The organism is Vibrio sp. D173a, assembly GCF_030248475.1.
In genome coordinates, this window is record NZ_JAHGAH010000072.1 from 22,622 (window position 1) to 41,298 (window position 18,677).

General features: G+C 45.8%; 13 protein-coding genes. 7 read left to right on the forward strand and 6 right to left on the reverse strand.

Annotated elements, in window-relative coordinates; all coding sequences use genetic code 11:
* Window positions 1-18: 18 nt before the first annotated feature.
* A complete protein-coding gene (gene aspS, locus KIV40_RS08480; RefSeq protein WP_285348671.1) occupies window positions 19-1,797 on the reverse strand; it encodes an aspartate--tRNA ligase in 1,779 nt (592 codons plus the stop codon).
* 272 nt (window positions 1,798-2,069) lie between these two features.
* Between aspS and KIV40_RS08485 the strand changes: the two genes are divergently transcribed.
* From KIV40_RS08485 to KIV40_RS08510, 6 genes are all read left to right on the forward strand, one after another.
* Window positions 2,070-2,936, forward strand: coding sequence for a DUF72 domain-containing protein (locus KIV40_RS08485; RefSeq protein WP_285348672.1), 867 nt, complete (start codon window positions 2,070-2,072; stop codon window positions 2,934-2,936).
* 104 nt (window positions 2,937-3,040) lie between these two features.
* Complete coding sequence (gene cmoA / locus KIV40_RS08490; RefSeq protein ID WP_005426299.1) at window positions 3,041-3,778, forward strand: carboxy-S-adenosyl-L-methionine synthase CmoA; 738 nt, start codon at window positions 3,041-3,043, stop codon at window positions 3,776-3,778.
* 185 nt (window positions 3,779-3,963) lie between these two features.
* Window positions 3,964-4,935, forward strand: coding sequence for a tRNA 5-methoxyuridine(34)/uridine 5-oxyacetic acid(34) synthase CmoB (gene cmoB / locus KIV40_RS08495; protein ID WP_285348674.1), 972 nt, complete (start codon window positions 3,964-3,966; stop codon window positions 4,933-4,935).
* 221 nt (window positions 4,936-5,156) lie between these two features.
* On the forward strand, window positions 5,157-5,903 hold the full coding sequence (locus KIV40_RS08500) for an ATP-dependent zinc protease (RefSeq protein ID WP_005426107.1): 747 nt from the start codon (window positions 5,157-5,159) through the stop codon (window positions 5,901-5,903).
* Between the two features lie 11 nt (window positions 5,904-5,914).
* Complete coding sequence (locus tag KIV40_RS08505; RefSeq protein ID WP_285348676.1) at window positions 5,915-7,420, forward strand: inactive transglutaminase family protein; 1,506 nt, start codon at window positions 5,915-5,917, stop codon at window positions 7,418-7,420.
* Window positions 7,421-7,423: 3 nt separating this feature from the next.
* Window positions 7,424-8,392, forward strand: coding sequence for an alpha-L-glutamate ligase-like protein (locus tag KIV40_RS08510; RefSeq protein WP_285348677.1), 969 nt, complete (start codon window positions 7,424-7,426; stop codon window positions 8,390-8,392).
* Between the two features lie 146 nt (window positions 8,393-8,538).
* Here KIV40_RS08510 and KIV40_RS08515 read toward each other — a convergent pair whose 3' ends face one another.
* The 5 genes from KIV40_RS08515 to cmoM all read right to left on the reverse strand — a co-directional run bounded on the left by KIV40_RS08515 (window position 8,539) and on the right by cmoM (window position 17,659).
* Window positions 8,539-9,825 carry a sphingomyelin phosphodiesterase gene (locus KIV40_RS08515; RefSeq protein ID WP_285348678.1) on the reverse strand — a complete coding sequence of 429 codons (1,287 nt, stop codon included), beginning with the start codon at window positions 9,823-9,825 and terminating at the stop codon, window positions 8,539-8,541.
* A gap of 530 nt (window positions 9,826-10,355) precedes the next feature.
* Window positions 10,356-14,819, reverse strand: coding sequence for a chromosome partition protein MukB (mukB, locus tag KIV40_RS08520; RefSeq protein WP_285348681.1), 4,464 nt, complete (start codon window positions 14,817-14,819; stop codon window positions 10,356-10,358).
* A 2-nt stretch (window positions 14,820-14,821) separates the two neighbouring features.
* Entirely contained in the window at window positions 14,822-15,547 is a 726-nt protein-coding gene (mukE, locus tag KIV40_RS08525) for a chromosome partition protein MukE (protein ID WP_005532796.1), read from the reverse strand.
* Window positions 15,528-16,865 (reverse strand): chromosome partition protein MukF, encoded by a 1,338-nt coding sequence (gene mukF / locus KIV40_RS08530; RefSeq protein ID WP_134977989.1) that lies wholly within the window; start codon window positions 16,863-16,865, stop codon window positions 15,528-15,530. The genes mukE and mukF overlap by 20 nt, the downstream gene beginning before the upstream one ends.
* A gap of 2 nt (window positions 16,866-16,867) precedes the next feature.
* A complete protein-coding gene (gene cmoM / locus KIV40_RS08535; protein ID WP_005532800.1) occupies window positions 16,868-17,659 on the reverse strand; it encodes a tRNA uridine 5-oxyacetic acid(34) methyltransferase CmoM in 792 nt (263 codons plus the stop codon).
* Between the two features lie 114 nt (window positions 17,660-17,773).
* Between cmoM and elyC the strand changes: the two genes are divergently transcribed.
* Window positions 17,774-18,580, forward strand: a complete 807-nt coding sequence (gene elyC, locus KIV40_RS08540; protein ID WP_005426158.1) for an envelope biogenesis factor ElyC — start codon at window positions 17,774-17,776, stop codon at window positions 18,578-18,580.
* The last annotated feature ends 97 nt before the right edge of the window (window positions 18,581-18,677 follow it).

Here is an 18,677-nt window from a genome sequence, read left to right on the forward strand (position 1 = left end):
TCTTTAATTGTTGTGCGCTTATTCTGCGTCTTTTTCTTTCGCAACTGTCACTGCAATCGCTAGCTCTTCTAGAGCCGCTGGGTTTGCAAGGCTTGGTGCGTCTGTTAGTAGACACGCCGCCGCAGTTGTTTTAGGGAACGCGATAACATCACGGATGTTCTCTGTACCACATAGTAGCATCACTAGACGGTCTAGACCGAATGCAAGACCAGCGTGTGGAGGCGTACCGAATTTCAGAGCGTCCAATAGGAAGCCGAATTTCAGTTGTTGCTCTTCTGCATTAATACCTAGGATATCGAATACTGCTGCTTGCATTTCTGCGTTGTGAATACGTACAGAACCACCGCCAACTTCGTAGCCGTTTAGAACCATGTCGTATGCGTTTGAGTTCGCCGCTGCTGGGTTCGCTTTTAGCTCTTCCGCAGTCACACCTAGAGGTGATGTGAATGGGTGGTGCATTGCGTGCAGGTTACCTTCGTCGTCTTCTTCGAACATTGGGAAGTCAACAACCCATAGTGGAGCCCAAGTGCCTTCTTGCGTTAGCTCTAGGTCTTTACCAAGTTTAAGACGAAGTGCACCTAGTGCTTCAGCAACGATGTTTGCTTTGTCTGCGCCAAATAGGATGATGTCGCCAGATTCCGCTTGAGTGCGATCTAGGATACCGTTGATCACGTCTTCGTTTAGGAATTTAGCTACTGGAGATTGGATGCCTTCCATGCCTGCTGCACGGTCGTTAACCTTCATCCATGCTAGACCTTTCGCACCGTAGATACCTACGAATTCTGCGTAGCCGTCGATTTGCTTACGAGTAAGCTCAGCACCACCTGGTACGCGGATAACTGCAACGCGACCTTTCTCGTCGTTTGCTGGACCAGAGAATACTTTGAACTCAACGTCTTTCACTAGGTCAACAACGTCTACGAGTTCTAGTGGGTTACGTAGGTCTGGCTTATCAGAACCGAAACGACGAATCGCTTCGCTGAACGGCATTACTGGGAATTCACCTAGGTCAACGTTCAGTAGCTCTTGCCACATTTCACGAACCATTTTCTCAGTCGTTGCACGAACTTGGTCAGCCGTCATGAATGACGTTTCGATATCGATCTGAGTGAATTCTGGTTGACGGTCAGCACGCAAGTCTTCATCACGGAAACACTTAACGATTTGGTAGTAACGGTCAAAACCAGACATCATTAGAAGCTGTTTGAATAGCTGTGGAGACTGAGGAAGCGCGTAGAAGCTACCTTTGTGAACACGGCTAGGTACTAGGTAGTCACGAGCGCCTTCTGGTGTCGCTTTTGTTAGTACTGGTGTTTCGATGTCTAGGAAGCCGTTGTCATCTAGGAAACGACGAACAAAGCTAGACGCTTTAGCACGTAGCTTGATGCGGTCGCTCATTTCTGGACGACGTAGATCTAGGTAACGGTACTTCAGACGTTGCTCTTCAGAGTTCTTTTGGTTGAAGTCTAGAGGCAGAACGTCAGAGCGGTTGATGATTTCAAGACCTTTTGCAAGGATCTCAACTTCACCTGTTGCCATGTCTTTGTTTACTTGGCTTTCTGGACGAACGCGAACTTCACCAGTTAGCTTGATACAGAATTCATTACGAAGTGTGTTAGCCACTTCATACGCATCTGCCATATCTGGATCAACAACTACCTGAACGATACCTTCGCGATCTCGCATATCGATAAAAATAAGACCGCCTAAATCACGACGACGGTTAACCCAGCCGCAAAGTTCTACAGTTTGTCCTGCAAGGGACTTGTTCAGGTGACCACAGTAATGGGTACGCATAATGAAATTCCCAATCTCTCAAATATTGTTAACTACGCTCTGTCAGCCTCATTGCCGAGCAGAGTAAAGATCCATTTATACGCTGAAAGCCTATGAAAATCGACTACTCAACATACAATTAAGTGTGTTTTATCATTCATTGGTGGTTTTTAGTACAACAAATGTTCAAAAGCGCACCAAAGCGAAAAAATTGGTGGGGATTATAGCGTGAAATTACCCATTTCAGCAAAACTCTCGTAAAGTGGGCTCAGGAAAAAACGTAAAGCAGAGATATGGATAATTTACCCCTTCGACTTGGATTGACCATGTGGTCGCACAACCAGTGGCAGCAAAGCTTTTATGGCAGTGGCACCAAGCCTGCAGAGCGACTCGAAAAGTACGCGCAGGTGTTCCATACCGTAGAAGGCAACACCACCTTTTATGCCACACCGACGCTCAACACGGTGCAAAACTGGAAAGCCGCGACTCACGACGATTTCAAATTCACCTTTAAGTTGCCAAAAGCCATTACTCACGAACAGATGCTCAGAGGTTGCGACGAGCAGTTACGTGACTTTATGACGATCATGGAACCACTTCATGAGCGTGTTGGGCAATGGACGATTCAGCTTCCTGCCGCTTTTGGGCCTGAGCATCTTGAGCGCCTGAAGAAGTTCTGTGCCAGCTTTCCGCCGAATTTCCCACTTGGGGTGGAAGTCCGTCATATGGCTTTTTTCTCCAAAGGTGAAGAAGAGCGTGCGTTGAATCTGTGGCTGTTAGAGAGCGGCATTGACCGCATTATTATGGACAGCCGCCCTGTATTTGCCGCGCAGCCGACAACAGAAGCGGTGATCGATGCCCACCAGAAAAAGCCTCGCGTTCCGGTGCATGCAATTGCTACCGCCAAGCATCCAATGATTCGTTTTATTGGCCATCCAGATATGGACGATAACCTGCGCTTTTTCGAACCTTGGTTGAAGAAGCTGTCGATGTGGATTGAACAAGGTATTCAACCGTACTTGATGATTCACACACCAGATAACGTGTTAGCACCAGAACTGGCTGAAAAGCTGTATAAGCAGCTACAACTTAGGCTCTCACTGCCGAACTTGTCTGTATTTCCTGCCAACGATGGCAACTCGCAAATACAAATGTTTTAGACAAGCTTATAATTAAGCAAATGACAGAGGCGCGAATTTCCCATAAAATACGCGCCTTTTTTGATGCCTGACATTTCAGGCGGCTTGTATGCAGAGATTTGGTTATGAACCCTAAGAGCAATCCAGATACTATTTTTTCGGCTCCAATCGATAAAATTGGGGATTTCACGTTCGATGAACGCGTAGCGGAAGTTTTCCCTGACATGATTCAACGATCGGTGCCGGGTTACAGCAACATCATTTCTGCAATTGGTATGTTGGCAGAGCGCTTTGTTAAGCCTCACTCAAACATCTACGACCTAGGTTGTTCTTTGGGTGCTGCTACGCTGTCAATGCGTCGTCATATCAAACAAGAAGGTTGCCAAATCATTGCAGTGGACAACTCTCCTGCGATGGTTGAGCGCTGTAAGCTTCACGTCAACGCATACCGCAGTGATACGCCAGTTGATGTAGTCGAAGCAGACATTCGTAATATCGAAATCGAAAACGCATCTGTTGTGGTGCTGAACTTTACGCTGCAATTCCTTTCTCCAGAAGACCGCTATGCGCTACTAGAGAAAATCTACGCGGGTCTGCGTCCGGGCGGTATTTTGATTCTGTCTGAAAAGTTCGTGTTTGAAGATGAAGTATCTAACGAGCTGTTGATTGACCTTCACCACGACTTTAAACGTGCAAATGGCTACAGCGAACTAGAAATCAGCCAAAAACGCAGCGCGATTGAAAACGTGATGCGTCCTGATTCAAAGAAAGACCATAAAGAGCGTTTCGCAGAAATTGGTTTCTCAAGCTACGACGTTTGGTTCCAGTGCTTTAACTTCGGTTCGATGTTTGCGATTAAATAAGCTTCGCAACACAGTTCGCTCTCATTAGGACGTCATCCTAAAGAGCGAGGAACGAGCGAGTTGGGGATCTCTTATCAAAAACGATAAAAACCGAGATTCCCTATCACGTTCGTCCCTCACTGTAGGGAATGACACATTTAACTTTTACCCAGGGTCTGCTGACTCCATAAACTCAGTGAAAAACTATGTTTAATTTCGCTAATTTTTATCAGTTAATCGCGCAAGACACTCGTCTTCAGCCATGGCTAAACGTATTACCTCAACAGTTAACAGATTGGCAAAATGCTGAGCACGGTGACTTTGGTCGCTGGCTGAAAGCGCTGAACAAGATCCCACAAGGTGCACCAAACCAAGTGGACATCAAAAACTCAGTGACCATCAGCAACGATACGCCTTTCCATGAAGGTGAGCTGAAAAAGCTAGAAAGCCTACTACGTACATTCCACCCATGGCGTAAAGGTCCATACACAGTACACGGTATTCATATCGATACTGAATGGCGCAGTGACTGGAAATGGGATCGCGTGCTTCCGCACATCTCGCCACTGAAAAATCGCAGCGTATTAGATGTGGGTTGTGGCAACGGCTACCACATGTGGCGCATGCTAGGTGAAGGTGCACGCCTAACGGTTGGTATTGACCCTTCTCACCTGTTCCTAATTCAGTTCGAAGCGATTCGCAAGTTAATGGGCGATGACCAACGCGCTCACCTTCTTCCATTAGGGATTGAACAGCTACCTAAGTTAGAAGCGTTCGACACCGTATTCAGCATGGGCGTGCTTTACCACCGTCGCTCTCCACTGGATCACTTGGTGCAGCTAAAAGACCAGTTGGTATCAGGCGGTGAGCTTGTTCTTGAGACACTCGTTATCAAAGGCGATGAGAACGCGGTATTAGTTCCGACGTCTCGTTACGCGCAAATGCGTAATGTGTACTTCTTCCCTTCAGCGAAAGCGCTGAAAGTGTGGCTAGAGCTGGTTGGCTTTAAAGATGTGCGCATCGTAGATGAAAACGTAACGACGGTTGGTGAGCAGCGCACGACCGATTGGATGACACATAACTCGCTGCCGGATTACCTTGATCCAAACGACCCGAGCAAAACGGTAGAAGGCTACCCTGCCCCTCGTCGAGCGGTACTTGTGGCAACCAAGCCATAATTAACTGAGATTTCTGACATTGTCTTAACTCACTCCCTCCGTTAAGACATTAACCTCTCTTCAAATCTAATTAAGGATGCGTATTGCGTCCTTAATTTTTTGGCTTTTCGTCACTATTCCTCACTCTGTAAGAGACTGCCGCAGATTCTTGCTTGTGAGCGATTGTCGATAACGCTAAACTCCTAAAAAACAAACAACTTACTCCAATCTCAAGGTTTTCAATGTTTATACGATTGACTCCGGTTGTTGCCATCGCCTTACTATCTGGATGTACTTTAACCAAAGGCGAACAGTACCACCAAGAAACGTTAGCTGCTATTCAGGCTTCTGAAACGAATTTCAATACTCGCGTTACCAACTTAGAGCTTCAACTTAGTAACCAGTCGGATTACATCGAGAATCTGGAAGACCAAGTGGATAAGTTAAATGGCGAACTTAGCACCTTCCGCAAAGAAGCGATGGACGAAGTCAGGAAGCCAAAAGAACCTATCATTGTTCAAGCGCCTGCTCCTGTTCAAGCCACTCCTACCCATGACATTGTCCTTGGTTCAATTGAGCGAGTGACGATCGATTCAATCAAACAAACTTTCGATGCCCGCGTTGATACTGGCGCAGCGACTTCTTCACTGAATGCAGTCGATATTGAAGAATTCGAGCGAAATGGCAAAAACTGGGTGCGTTTCCACCTTGCTGACAATACCAAGTCAGAAGAAGAGAAAGATATTTGGATTGAAGCGCCAATTATTCGCTACGTGAAAATCCGCCAAGCAACCAATGAAGAACTAGAGCGTCGAGCGGTTGTTGAACTTTGGGTACGCGTTGGAAAAATTCATGAAAAAGCGCAATTTACGTTGGCAGATCGCTCTCAAATGAACCATCCTGTGTTACTAGGAAGAGAATTTATGCGCGACATCGCATTGGTTGATGTAAGCCGTAAATATATTCAAACGGAAGAAGAGAAAAAATAATAAGGTAGATTATGACGTCCAGAATACCATTTTACCTGTCAATCATCCTTTTGGTGGTGGCAGGCATCGCCTTGAGTGTTTTCAGACATCAGAATTACGGCGTTCCTTGGACTCCAGGTGAAACACGTCAAGTTTGGGATGTTGAAGCCCGCATTGAATTCAGTGCAAACGGCGGTGAAGTAAAAGCTTCTCTTGCTGCCCCTCATACACAAAAAGGCTACACCTTAATCGGTGAGTCTGCGTCTTCTCCAGGTTACGGTGTTTCTTACGTAAACTCGGATTCAGGCCGCCGTGCTGAATGGTCAATTCGTCAGGCAACTGGCGCACAAACCATTTACTACAAAGCACAATTCCTGGTTGACCCTCAAGCGAAGGTAGACGAACTACCACCATCAGGTGAAATCACCAAACCAACCCTTTCAGCTCCGCAACAAGCGGCTGCAAACGCGTTGATTGAGCGTGCGATGAGCCGTTCAGCAGACAACGAAACTTTCGCTCGTGAGCTGATCAAAACACTCAACGATCCAGACAGCCAAAACGCGGCACTGATTCTAAACGACTTTGACCGCACTGATGCACTGCATAAAATCTTGCTTACTGCAGGTGTACAAAGCAAAACCGTTGGTGTTATCGAGCTAGAAGATGGCCGTCGTCGTCAAACCATCCAACCTATGGTTCAAGTTTGGTCTGGCGATAAGTGGGTTCTGTTCTCACCAAATTCAGAACAAGCGGCAGCACAACCTAACCTTCTGGTGTGGGATGAATCAAACGTTTCTCTACTTGACCTAGTGGGAGGTAAAAACAGCCAAGTTCACTTCTCAATGATCAAGCAAGAACTCACGCCGCAAGAAGCGACAGACAATAAGGTTGAAGCTGACGGTCTATTGAACCTATCGATCCACAGCTTGCCACTTGAAGAGCAAGCGATGTTCAAGACCATCATGCTGATTCCAATCGGTGCTCTGATTGTCGTGTTCCTGCGCGTTATCATCGGTCTTAAGACATCCGGTACCTTCATGCCTGTTCTGATTGCGGTTGCCTTTGTACAAACGCAACTTGTGACTGGTATCGTTGGCTTCCTATTGATAGTTGGTACGGGTCTGATCATCCGAAGTTACTTATCGAGGCTGAACTTACTTCTGGTAGCAAGGATATCCGCGGTTATCATCACGGTAATCATGATCATCTCTGTGTTCACGGTTGTGGCATTCAAGATTGGTCTAACTGAAGGTCTAACCATTACCTTCTTCCCAATGATCATCTTGTCATGGACTATCGAACGTATGTCGATTCTATGGGAAGAAGAAGGTGCGAAAGAAGTAGCACTTCAAGGTGGCGGTTCACTGCTAACAGCGGTACTGGTTTACTTAGCAATGACTAACACGTACATCCAGCACCTAACGTTTAACTTTATCGGCCTACAGCTTATTGTACTGGCAGGTATTCTACTACTAGGTACATACACGGGTTACCGTCTAACTGAGCTGCGCCGCTTTAAACCACTAGCGGAGGACTAAACGATGTTTGAACGTTTTACTTCGCAATCAAAGCTTCGCCATAAAGGCATTATGGGAATGAACAAGCGTAATCACAGCTACATTGGTCGCTACAATGATCGTTCCAAATACCCATTGGTGGATGACAAGCTAAAAACCAAGATCATCGCTGAAGCAGCAGGCGCGACTGTGCCTGCTCTTATCGGTGTGATTGCCAGCCAAGCTGAAGTGAAAAAGATCCACAAAATGGTCGAAGACTGGCCTGGTTTTGTAATCAAACCAGCACAAGGCAGTGGTGGTAAAGGTATCTTGGTTATCACTTCGCACAAAGATGGCGTCTACACTAAGCCATCAGGTGCTACCTGTAACAAAGAAGAAGTTGAGCGTCATATCAGTAACGCACTAGCGGGTCTTTTCTCGCTTGGTGGTAAGAATGATGTGGCTGTGGTTGAGAACTTAATTAAGTTTGATGACTGCTTCGACGGCTTCAGTTACGAAGGTGTGCCAGACGTACGTATCATTGTATTCAAGGGCTACCCTGTGATGGCGATGATGCGCTGTTCTACGGCAGCATCAGATGGTAAGGCGAACCTTCACCAAGGTGCGGTTGGCGTTGGTATCGACATCGCAACAGGCAAAGCCATTCGTGCTGTACAATTTGACCAACCAGTCACTCACCACCCAGATACTGGGAAAGACTTGTCGACACTGCAAGTGCCTCACTGGGAGCGTTTGCTAGAGCTTGCGTCTAGTGCTTGGGAAATGACAGGCCTTGGTTATATGGGTACCGACATGGTATTGGACAAAGAAGAAGGTCCAATGGTGCTTGAGTTGAATGCACGTCCTGGTTTAGCAATCCAAATTGCTAACGGTGCTGGCCTTCTACCTCGCTTGAAACACATTGAAAGCCTTGGCATGCCAGCCGAGTATCCAAAACCGAAAGAGCGCGTTGCGTACGCAGCCGAACAATTCGGTGTGAAATCTCAGTTCTGATGTCCTCGCTAGCAACCATGATCATGGTTGCTAGCCTAGTCTTGGTTGTATTTTGATGTAAGAATTGACCATTTGATATGGTTAAATACCTCTCCAGTAACAATCTCTCCCACCCCGTGTAAGCGTTAGAGGTTTAAATTGAGCAATCAGTGAACATAAAAAGTGCCACTAACCGCTAGGTGATCGGAGAGATCCCATATTCCCCACATATCAGTATCAAAAGTACGTAAGACCTCTATTGAAGCTTTGCTTGAAGCAACGGCTCCATTATCAACATACAGAAGATAATCTAACCGCTCACGCTCAGATACATCACCACCAGCCAAATTTATATTTACTAATGGATCATAGCTGTACTCTAGGGGGCCACTCAGCGTCGGCTCTAATAAATTTAAGGAATCAAGCAGCATAGAGAAGTCCAGTGGGAACTTATGTTTGGCAATATTGAAATCCCCCCCTAGAATGATTGGCTCATCGTCAGGTATATTTAACTGCTCTAGAAAGGCTTTTATTTCATATATCTGCAATATTCTAACATCTCTATGTTTTTGCGAGTTCCAAGATCCTAAATGAAGATTAAGAAAATGAAAGTTGCGTCCATCTTTTAATATTTTAGTGTATAAAACACCTTTATCAGCAGCACAGTCGGTACCGATACAGTTATCAAAAACATGCTGAGATTGAGCTATTATTGGAAATTTGCTAAATGTAACTACGCCACCATCATAGGTATTGCTTCCCCCACCATCAAGCTTTTCACTCCTATATTCAAAGTGTTCACGCATAGTAGCGTAAATTTCGTTCTCATTTTCTCGACGAAACACTTCTTGCATAAATACTACATCATATTCCTTAGTCTCATTTACAATCTTATCATCTCTAAGATTCATATTAGATCCGATATAAGGCAACATCCAAACATTATAAGTTAGTACTCTTATATTATTTTTACTGTAAGGCTCAATAACTTTTTTTCTATCTACAACAAAAGTCACATCATCGTAGCCTCCAGTATATCTAGCTTTATAGTAGTATTGAAATTCACCCTTAGATGAGGAATAAATATTCCTATCAGATTTAAAACCACTTACATGAGTAGTCTCAGGATCAGTAAGAGTAAAAGACATATTTGAACCAAGTAAATTACCATCTAACTTCAACGCTAATGTCAGATGTTCATACCCTAAAAATATAAAGAAATAATAACTTTTTCCTGATTCTATATTACTATACCGACTTAGCTTAGAAACCTTAAAATATTGATATGGTTCTATAACATCAATTCCATCACCACTTATTATATTAGAATCTCCTGAAGAGAAAACATTAATTACCTCATCAGTATTATTTAAAACATAGATATTGCTATCTGCTCTAGAATAGCTCATTAAAAAGAGATTAATTAAGAAAGTTATTATTATTTTCCTAGCCATAAACTACACTCTAAAATATATAATTTAATTAATTTTAAAAGTTCACCCTGGGGAGGGGGGGCGAATGATTTTTTAGCCTCTCCTTTTTCTATATTGATTAACTAATAGCTAGAAAATTTCCAACATTTATATAGAAAAATAGATAATAGCATGAGTTTGTTAAATATTTCCCCTTCTTATTAAGAGAACACTGTAAGATAAAATGGTTATTTAACTAGCTAAAAAGTCACCACTAGACAAGAAAAGATTACGTCTCATTTATCCTTCAACTCTCTTGATAGAAATGACTAGACTATTGATTATTTTGAATTGAATCAAGGTACAAACGTTTCAAGTAATACCAGTAGCTATAATTAATCGTTAGCTTCAACACATCGGAATTTACTAGAAAGAACCTGAACGATTAAGATTATCTGTGATTTGGTATGAGCCTGAGTATAAATTTAATAAATCTAGGCCAAGATTTAAAAGTAGCACAAACAAAAACGCCCGCAATCATTGCGGGCGTTTTGCTTTATTAGATTCGGAGTTTACGATTCAAACTCTTCAATCATCTCTTGCTCTTCAGTCTTAGGCTTATCCGTTTGACCAAAACCGCGCAGACCAACTACGTGTACATGCTCGTGGTCTTTAAACACCTTACGCACGAGTTTGTAGGTCGTGCCTTTCTCTGGGCTGATGTTTTCTGGTGCCGCGATAAGAAGCTGCATATCCAGACGGTCACACAATTCGAACAATGTCGCGATAGACTTGGCATCCAGACGTGCTGCTTCATCCAAGAAGAGCAGACGACAAGGCACAATGTCTTTACTGCGTAGACGACGAGACTCTTCTTCCCAGCTTTGCACTACCATCAGTAGGATTGACTGACCGGTACCGATCGCTTCACCTGTTGATAGCGCGCCAGACTCAGCTTGTAGCCAACCATCTGTACCACGGTTCACTTCTACACTTAGCTCTAGGTAGTTACGGTAATCCAGTAGCTCTTCACCCAGAACCTGAGGAGAGCGTTGACCCATATCGATATGTGGGTTCACGCGTTGGAACAGTTTCGCCATTGCTTCAGAGAAGGTAAAACGAGTCGATTCAAACAGATCTTTATGCTGCTCTTGCTGTGTCGCTAGACCATTCAGTAGCACTTCGTGACTTTCGCGGATCTTCACGTTTAGACGTACGCCCTTCACCTGACCGAACGAGATGTTCGACAAACCTTGGTTCAGCATACGGATACGGTTTTGCTCACGCTGAATCGTCTTCTTGATGATGCTCGCTACCGACTCAGAGCTGATCGCTAGGCGGTTTTCACGTTGGGTTAGCTCTTCTGTTAGACGCGCTAGCTCTACTTCCATCTCTTCGATTGCTTCCACTGGATCATCAGTACGGATGATATCCTGACGAATACACTCACGAAGGTGTTGGTAAACCGCGATGTAGAACAGAACTTTACGCTCTGGACGTGCGTTGTCTTCTGACAGACGCAGCGCATCACGTAGGTCGTCATTGTTCGCAACCGCTAGACGCAGCGCACCCAATGATTTATCCGACATTGAACGCAGTTCATCCGCTGACATGTAAGCCAGTTCACGCTTGTGTAGACGACGCTCAACATCGTTCTCACGCGCCAAACGAAGTACTGAACACCAGCCAGCTTTAGCAGCAACCACGAACGTACGCAGCTCAACGTATTCTTTCTGAACTTTCTTCAGACGTTTCGCCAAACCTTTCATCTCTAGCTCAGTAGAGGTGATCGTGCGCTCGTATTCGCTCTTACGGCTACGAGACGTGTGTAGACGCTCATGCAGTTCGTCACGACGACGCATTGCACGTTCTTCTGCACCTTCGTCCGCGTTAACGCCAAACTCTTGAAGTTCTTGTTTGAACTCTTGAACCGTTTCCAGTTTCGCTTGGTGCGAACTCTTCAGAGAAGCCAATACTTGGTTGTATTGGTTCATTTGACCTTGCGATTGCTTCAACTCTTCACGAGAGCGTGTACGCATTTGTTCAGCTTGAACCAATTTCGCTTTTAGCTGCTCGCTCAGTTCGCTGCTCTTGTTCAATAAGTCTACTGAATCTGAGTAAGCGAAGTAGTGGCGACGTTCAACAAGATCTGAGAGTGCGAAGATTTGCTTCTTAAGATCTTGTAGCTGTTCGTCTGCCGCTTTGTATTCTGCTTCTAGCGCATCGAATTGCTCTGGATCGGCATCTAGGGCAACCGCCACTTTTTCCAATTCCGCCACCGCTTTCGCGTGGTTGGTTAGGAAAGCTTTTGCTTCTGAAAGTTGGGCGATTTTCTCTTCCAACTCATCAAAGCGCGCTTGCAGCGACTCATCTTCAATCAGTGCCATGTTTGGTGCTAGCTTGTCTAGAGAAGACAACGCTTGCTTGCTGGTTTGCAGTTGAGAACGTTGTTGTTGCTCTTTCGCATCCAGATCAGCCAGTACGCGAGAAATTTGGTTACGCTTGTCGCGAATGGTTGCCAATGCTTGCTCTGGGTCAGCTTCAAATGCTACTTGAATGTGGCTTGCCACAAACTGGTTGAACGCTTGGTACAGACGCTGCATTTTTTGCGAATCGAATGCTGCTTTCGCGTGCTTCTCGACTACTTCTTCACGTTCGTTACGTAATAGCTCTAAACGCTGCTCACGTGCCGCACGACCAAACAGTGGGATTTCAGGCAAGCGAGAGTAACGCATTTGGCGATCGTTCATGCGAACGCAAACCGCGCCTTCTAGCTCTTCCGCGTCGAATGAGCTGTCATCAAAGGCATCGATGTCACCTTCAATGATGTACAAGTCTTCTGGACAGTCGTCTAGCTCTACCAGTTTCTCTTCGATACCAGACAGATCAGAAACAACGATAGCGTGACGAGCCGGACCGTACATCGCACTAAAGTAAGGCGCGTCATCAATTGTGATGTCATCGTAGATCTCAGACAGCAATACGCCGCCCAGTGTATCTGCCAAACCTTTCAGACGAGGGTCGTTTGAACCACCAGGAGAAGCAAGACGCTCAATCTCAGAGTCAAGTTGGCTGCGACGCTCTGCTAGTTTGTCTTTCGCCAGAGAAAGGGTCTTCTCTTGCTCAAGCACCACTTGCATTTGGCTCATGACTGACTGGCTATCTTCTAGCTCAGCGCCACTTTGCTCACGCAGTTTTTCTAGCGCATCGTTCGCCGCAATCCATGTTGGAGCAATGGCTTCTAGCTTGTTGATTTCCGCTGCTGCATCTTGCTCTAGACGACGCTGTTCGCTGCGTTGCTCACGCACGTCTTCTTGCGTCATTTCTAGCGAGTCGATTTGCATCGCATGACGCTCACGTTCTTGTTCAAACGTGATTTCGTCAGTCAGTTCAACATGGAACTGCTTCTGGTATTCGTTGACTAGCTCACGTGCTTGACACTGCTGGTTAAGGCTACGCTCAAGGTCACGGTGCTGTGCACGCCATTGCTGTTCGTTTTGCGCGACTTGCTGAGATTCACGCGCTTTCGCAATTGCGGTTTTCGCATGTTCAGACGCGTCTTTACGCTCAACTTGACCAACGATGCTTTGTACCAGTTTAAGCGCGGTTTCGAACTGCTCTGCTGCTGCAGAAGACATGTCCAGTTTATGCTTAACCGATAGCAACGCGTTGGTGCTTTCTGATTCTTTGCTCTTAAGCTCAGAGACAAGCGCTTGTGCCGATTCAGCCGTTAGGCTGTCATCGCCAAGTAGCTGCTTCGCTTTTTCCAGCGCTTGAACCGCTTGTTGGTATTGAAGCGCGCGAGTTTGCTGAACGTCGAGTGCTTGTTGGTAGTCCGCCAGTTGCGTCTTAAGGCTATCCACCTCTTCTTCCGCAACGGTCGCCTGCTCTTCCACCATCATCACGCGTTCTTGCGCTTCTTCCACTACCATCATTTGTTCTTCAAGACGCTCACTTAGCTCTTCAAGATCTTCTTGGTAGCGTTCGATCTTCTCTTGCTGACGCAGTGCGTTTTGCACCAGTTGCAAGTGGTCCGAAGCCGCTTGGTAGTCTTGCTCTAATGCCGCTTCCGACTCAACTAACAGTTCTAGTTCTTCTTGAACGCGGTTAAGCAGGTTGTTTTGCTCAACAAGAGTTTCACGAGAACCGAACAGCTCTGAACGCAATGACAGTGTTTTATCTAGCTTATTGCGACGATCGTTCGCGTGACGCATGTAGTCCGCCGCCACGTAGTTAGTCGACTCTGTGATCAAGTGCTTGAACAAATCACGGTCTGCTTGCGTGGTTTTGATCGCTTCTAGCGTCATGCGGTTTTCACGCAGCGCCGATTCCATATCTTGGAACGCTTTCTTCACGCCGCCGTTTTGTGGTAGAAGGTAGTCACGTAGCGAGCGTGTAATCGCACTTGAGATACCACCGTAAAGCGATGCTTCGATCAGGCGGTAGAATTTAGAACGGTCACCAGAGTTACGCAGTTTCTTCGGAATCACACCGAATTCAAACATTTGCGCGTGGTAATCCACGATAGAAGAGAACGCTTTGAATTGAACACCTTCAAATTCTGCGATCGATTCTTTTACTTCGTTGATTTGACGTACACGAGCTTGAGTCGCTGATACGCTTTCAATCAAGATATCCGTTGGTTTCACATGGCTTGGAAGACCTTGGATAACAAACGGTTTGATGTCTACTTTCTTATCACGACCCGCAACTTGCTGCAGTTTTACTGCGAACAATAGGCGTTGGTTACGTGAGTTCACCACGTCTAGCGCCGCATAACATGCGCCCGGCTGTAGCTTACCGTACAAACCTTTGTCGCGAGACGATTGGCTGCTGCCTGCTTCTGTCGTGTTACGGAAGTGCAGTAGCGTTTGGTCAGGAATCAATGCCGTGATGAACGCCGCCATTGTGGTTGATTTACCGGCACCGTTACCACCTGATAGCGTGGTGACCAGACCATCGATGTCAAACGTACGGGCAAAGAAGCCGTTCCAGTTGACCATGGTCAGCGATTGGTATTTACCGCGTTCAATCATGCTCATGCTTCACCCTCTTCTGTTGTTTCTTCTTGGGCTTGGTCGTCTTGATCTTCTTCAGACAATAGGCTGCCTTGACTTGGTTCTTTGGTGTGCACTACCGCCTCACCATCACGGATCAGACGCAACTGCGCTTCACGCATATCATCGCCAACACGTACATCGGCACCAAAGCGGAATACCGCTTCACTGATGCTGAATTTACCGGTTTCACCGATGTTGATGATCATGCCTAGGCGGCGCAGACGACGAAGTGACGTACGTACTTTTTCAAACAGCTTTTCTTTATCAAGGTCTGAACCAGTCGCACGGTTCGTCACTAGCTTCATCAGCTTATTTTCATCTGCTAGTGCAAGCAGTTCGTCGTACAGCTCTTGGTTAGTGAAGATGCCTTCGTGCGCAAGACGCTCTGGGCTTAGGTAAAGGAAACACAGTACCTTACCCACCAGCATATCCAGTTCAGAAAGGACACTACGGCCAATCAGAGATGTTGAACGTGGACGAAGGTAGAAGAAACCTTCTGGCGCTTTCACCAGTTCGGTGTTGTAGCGCTGGTAGAAAGAAGAAAGCTCAAGTTCGAAATCCGACAACAACGCGTGGTTGTCTAGATCTTCACTTGAGATATGACGCCCTGCTCGAAGCATGCTATCTAGCGCTGGGAACAGAGGGTTAGAAATTGCTTTTGCCAGATTCTCTGACATGTATTCATTAGTATCGGTCGATGACATTCGCTTGTACCTTTGCCCCAAATTCGTTGATTGCTTTCCAGTCTGGCTGAACAGCTTGGTAGTCGGATTCTGAGTAACCCAGACGTACCGCCTGATCAACGACAATGCGAGCTAAATCAAAGTGATGAGTGTATGGGTGCTGTGCAAGGTAATCTCGCAGTACCACGCTCAGATCAATTGGTGCGCCTTGGTCTTTATGCGCTTTCAGCATGTCACCAATTCGCTCCGCCAACTCATCATTGACTTGTTGAAACTCTTCGTATTCCACTTCCATCGGAACTTGACCTGTTACCTCGTCATCACGCAGTACTAGGGCTTCATCACGAAGGTCAGAAAGCCTTTCCGCATCTGCATAAGTCAGATACCAAGGCGAATCAAAGTAGTCTTTCACGGACTGGCGCAGACGCGAGCTAAACGCACGGTTCTTATCCATATCGATCGCGGTACGGATAAACTTGTGCACGTGTCGGTCGTAGCCAATCCAAAGATCGATCGCTTGCTGGCCCCAGCTTGTGATTCGGTCCAGTTTCATCTGCAGACCAAACAAAGCTTCTTCGATAAACTCAAGCTCAGGGTCACCATAAACAATTTCTTGGATGTCTAGGATCTGAGTTTGCAGTTCATCGCTGGCAGCTTGCAGCGTATCTTGAAGTTCACGCAACGTGCTGGATGTTTCTGACAGAAGCGCTTCACAGTTGTTGATCGCTTCACGCCAGTCTTTGTTAAGCAGGTCAGCAATCTGTTGTTTAACAGACTGTTGCTGCTCATCCATCACACGTTGGTTAAGGTCGATTTGATCGAAGATTTCGCCTACAGAATATTTCAAAATTCCATAAACGTTTTTCTTCCAGTGGCCTGGAGTGCCACCCTTTTGTGCCGCTTCAATCGCTTTTGCCATTTCATCCGCTACCATCGATAGCTGGATAGAAAGACGCAGTTTCGAGAACTCGCGATGACGCACGTAGTAGTCGGTAATTCCTATCGCTAATGGCGACAAGCGGTAAATGCTCGCTCCGTCAGTAATCTCACTGACAAAACGGCTCATAAGACGCTGTTTAACCATCTCGTTGATGGCATTGTTCGCACGGAAAGCCGAAGCTTCGCCGGTCTCATCAAAAAGTCGAGTGACGATGGCAAATGCGTCGTGCAATTCACCTTCACCCAATTCTTCATCGAACCTTTCATTACTTAGTACTGCGATAGCAATCAAAAATGCCAGTCGCTCAGTGGTCAGGTTCAACGAGAAATCGTGCTGCTTTACCCAGCCAACCAACTCATCGATTGGTTGCTCTGCAGCATTGAGAGTCATCTCACTCATCGTTATTCCTGTTTATCGTTCTTCTTAGCCCACACATGAATATAGCGGCCTAATGAGAGGTATGGCTCTTGTCGACAAAGTTGTTTTTCTAGCGCCAACACATCTTCAAACTCGTAATCGCCCATGTATTCCATATTGCCTATGTAATCACTGAATGAACGAATACCAGATTTTCCACAAATACTAAAACCAGAATCTTCTATCCATTGATAGACCTCTTCGGGTTTTAGGCCTTTTTGTGGCTGTAGTTTAAATCTTTTTCGGTGAGGCATGCCGTCTAAAACATGAGGAATGTTGCCACAAACCACATTTTTATAGACTAAGCCGTGGTGGTTATAGAACATAACCGAAGCGATGCCCCCCGGCTTGACCTGTTCCAAAACGGTTTCGAGTGCGGTTTTCGGGTCTACCAACCACTCCATGACAGCATGGAACATGACAAGGTCCACCTGCGCTTCCATGTGATCACCAATGGATTGGACAGGCGAATGAATCAGGCGATACTGCTCAAGCAAACCGTTTTTTTCAATATCCTGTTTCGCTAGTTGCAGCATTTCCGAAGATAGATCACATAAAGCGACATGATGTCCGAGCTTAGCAAGCTTTTGCGACATTTGTGCTAAACCACCACCAGCATCAAGGACTTGTAGAGCTTGATGGTCGGCGCCTAATTCACTTAGAATCTGTAGAAAATCTTCCCACACAATGATTTGACGGATCTCCCCTTTATCGGAGCCGTAAATATTTTTTGCAAATTTGTGGGCGATATCGTCGAAATTGCGGTCTTCTGTCACTTCTGCTGAGTTATCATATCGGATTGTGACGCTATTCTGTCACAAGGAAAGCAGGAATAAAGAGGGTCAACCTCATTTTTATAATCAATTGATGTTTTTTCGGACTATTTTCGTATGTTTGAGCTGAAAAAAGTAATGTCTGCCTTGCTTATGCCACTTCCGGCATTGTTAATCATAGGCTTGTTAGGTCTTGCTCTCATTAGTTTTACCACAAAACGTAAAACTGGCTGCTTTGTTGTTCTATTCTCTTTCGTCGGCATTTTTCTTGTTGCCTTCCAACCTGTTTCAACTAAGCTGTTAATGCCTCTTGAGCGCGAGTACAAAGCGTTTTTACCTGTTTCTGGTACCGTTGACTATGTCATGGTGCTTGGTAACGGACATGTGGTGGACAATGAGATCCCACCCACTTCTCAATTAAGTCGCACAGCACTGATGCGACTCACCGAAGGCATTCGTATTTTGCGTATGTACCCAGGCGCAAAACTCATTCTGTCTGGCTACGCTGGCGGCTCTGAAATAAGCCATGCTCGTATGATGGCGAACGTTGCGCTTTCTCTTGGCGTTGCTAAATCCGATATCATTTTGTTGGAAGACGCGAAAGACACCTGGGAAGAAGCACGCCAAGCGGCAGCCTTCGTAAAACAAAAAGATATTGTGTTAGTGACTTCTGCTAGCCACATGAAACGTGCTTTGTATGAGTTCAACGCTGCGGGTATTAAACCAATCCCAGCACCAACGAACTTTATGGCGATTGATGACATCGAGCAGCCATGGCAGAAGTACGCACCAAAAGCACGCTACCTAGAGCAAACCGAACTCTACTGGCATGAATACCTTGGTGGGTTGTGGCAAAAGCTGCGCGACAACGTCGGTCAAACACCAATGGTTGAAATGGAAGATCCTGAAATATTGCAGCCATAGAAACAGCGTTTAATCGCTAGCAAGCTTCTTACGCTAGATTGCGCTACAAAAATGACAGACACAAAAAAGGAGAGCCAATGCTCTAATGCCGTTCACT

What these genes read in the sequence shown, in the direction of transcription:
- aspS (WP_285348671.1), bottom strand. Translation starts at nt 1,797, where the DNA reads ATGCGTACCCATTACTGTGGTCACCTGAACAAGTCCCTTGCAGGACAA.
- KIV40_RS08485 (WP_285348672.1), top strand. Translation starts at nt 2,070, where the DNA reads ATGGATAATTTACCCCTTCGACTTGGATTGACCATGTGGTCGCACAAC.
- cmoA (WP_005426299.1), top strand. Translation starts at nt 3,041, where the DNA reads ATGAACCCTAAGAGCAATCCAGATACTATTTTTTCGGCTCCAATCGAT.
- cmoB (WP_285348674.1), top strand. Translation starts at nt 3,964, where the DNA reads ATGTTTAATTTCGCTAATTTTTATCAGTTAATCGCGCAAGACACTCGT.
- KIV40_RS08500 (WP_005426107.1), top strand. Translation starts at nt 5,157, where the DNA reads ATGTTTATACGATTGACTCCGGTTGTTGCCATCGCCTTACTATCTGGA.
- KIV40_RS08505 (WP_285348676.1), top strand. Translation starts at nt 5,915, where the DNA reads ATGACGTCCAGAATACCATTTTACCTGTCAATCATCCTTTTGGTGGTG.
- KIV40_RS08510 (WP_285348677.1), top strand. Translation starts at nt 7,424, where the DNA reads ATGTTTGAACGTTTTACTTCGCAATCAAAGCTTCGCCATAAAGGCATT.
- KIV40_RS08515 (WP_285348678.1), bottom strand. Translation starts at nt 9,825, where the DNA reads ATGGCTAGGAAAATAATAATAACTTTCTTAATTAATCTCTTTTTAATG.
- mukB (WP_285348681.1), bottom strand. Translation starts at nt 14,819, where the DNA reads ATGATTGAACGCGGTAAATACCAATCGCTGACCATGGTCAACTGGAAC.
- mukE (WP_005532796.1), bottom strand. Translation starts at nt 15,547, where the DNA reads ATGTCATCGACCGATACTAATGAATACATGTCAGAGAATCTGGCAAAA.
- mukF (WP_134977989.1), bottom strand. Translation starts at nt 16,865, where the DNA reads ATGAGTGAGATGACTCTCAATGCTGCAGAGCAACCAATCGATGAGTTG.
- elyC (WP_005426158.1), top strand. Translation starts at nt 17,774, where the DNA reads ATGTTTGAGCTGAAAAAAGTAATGTCTGCCTTGCTTATGCCACTTCCG.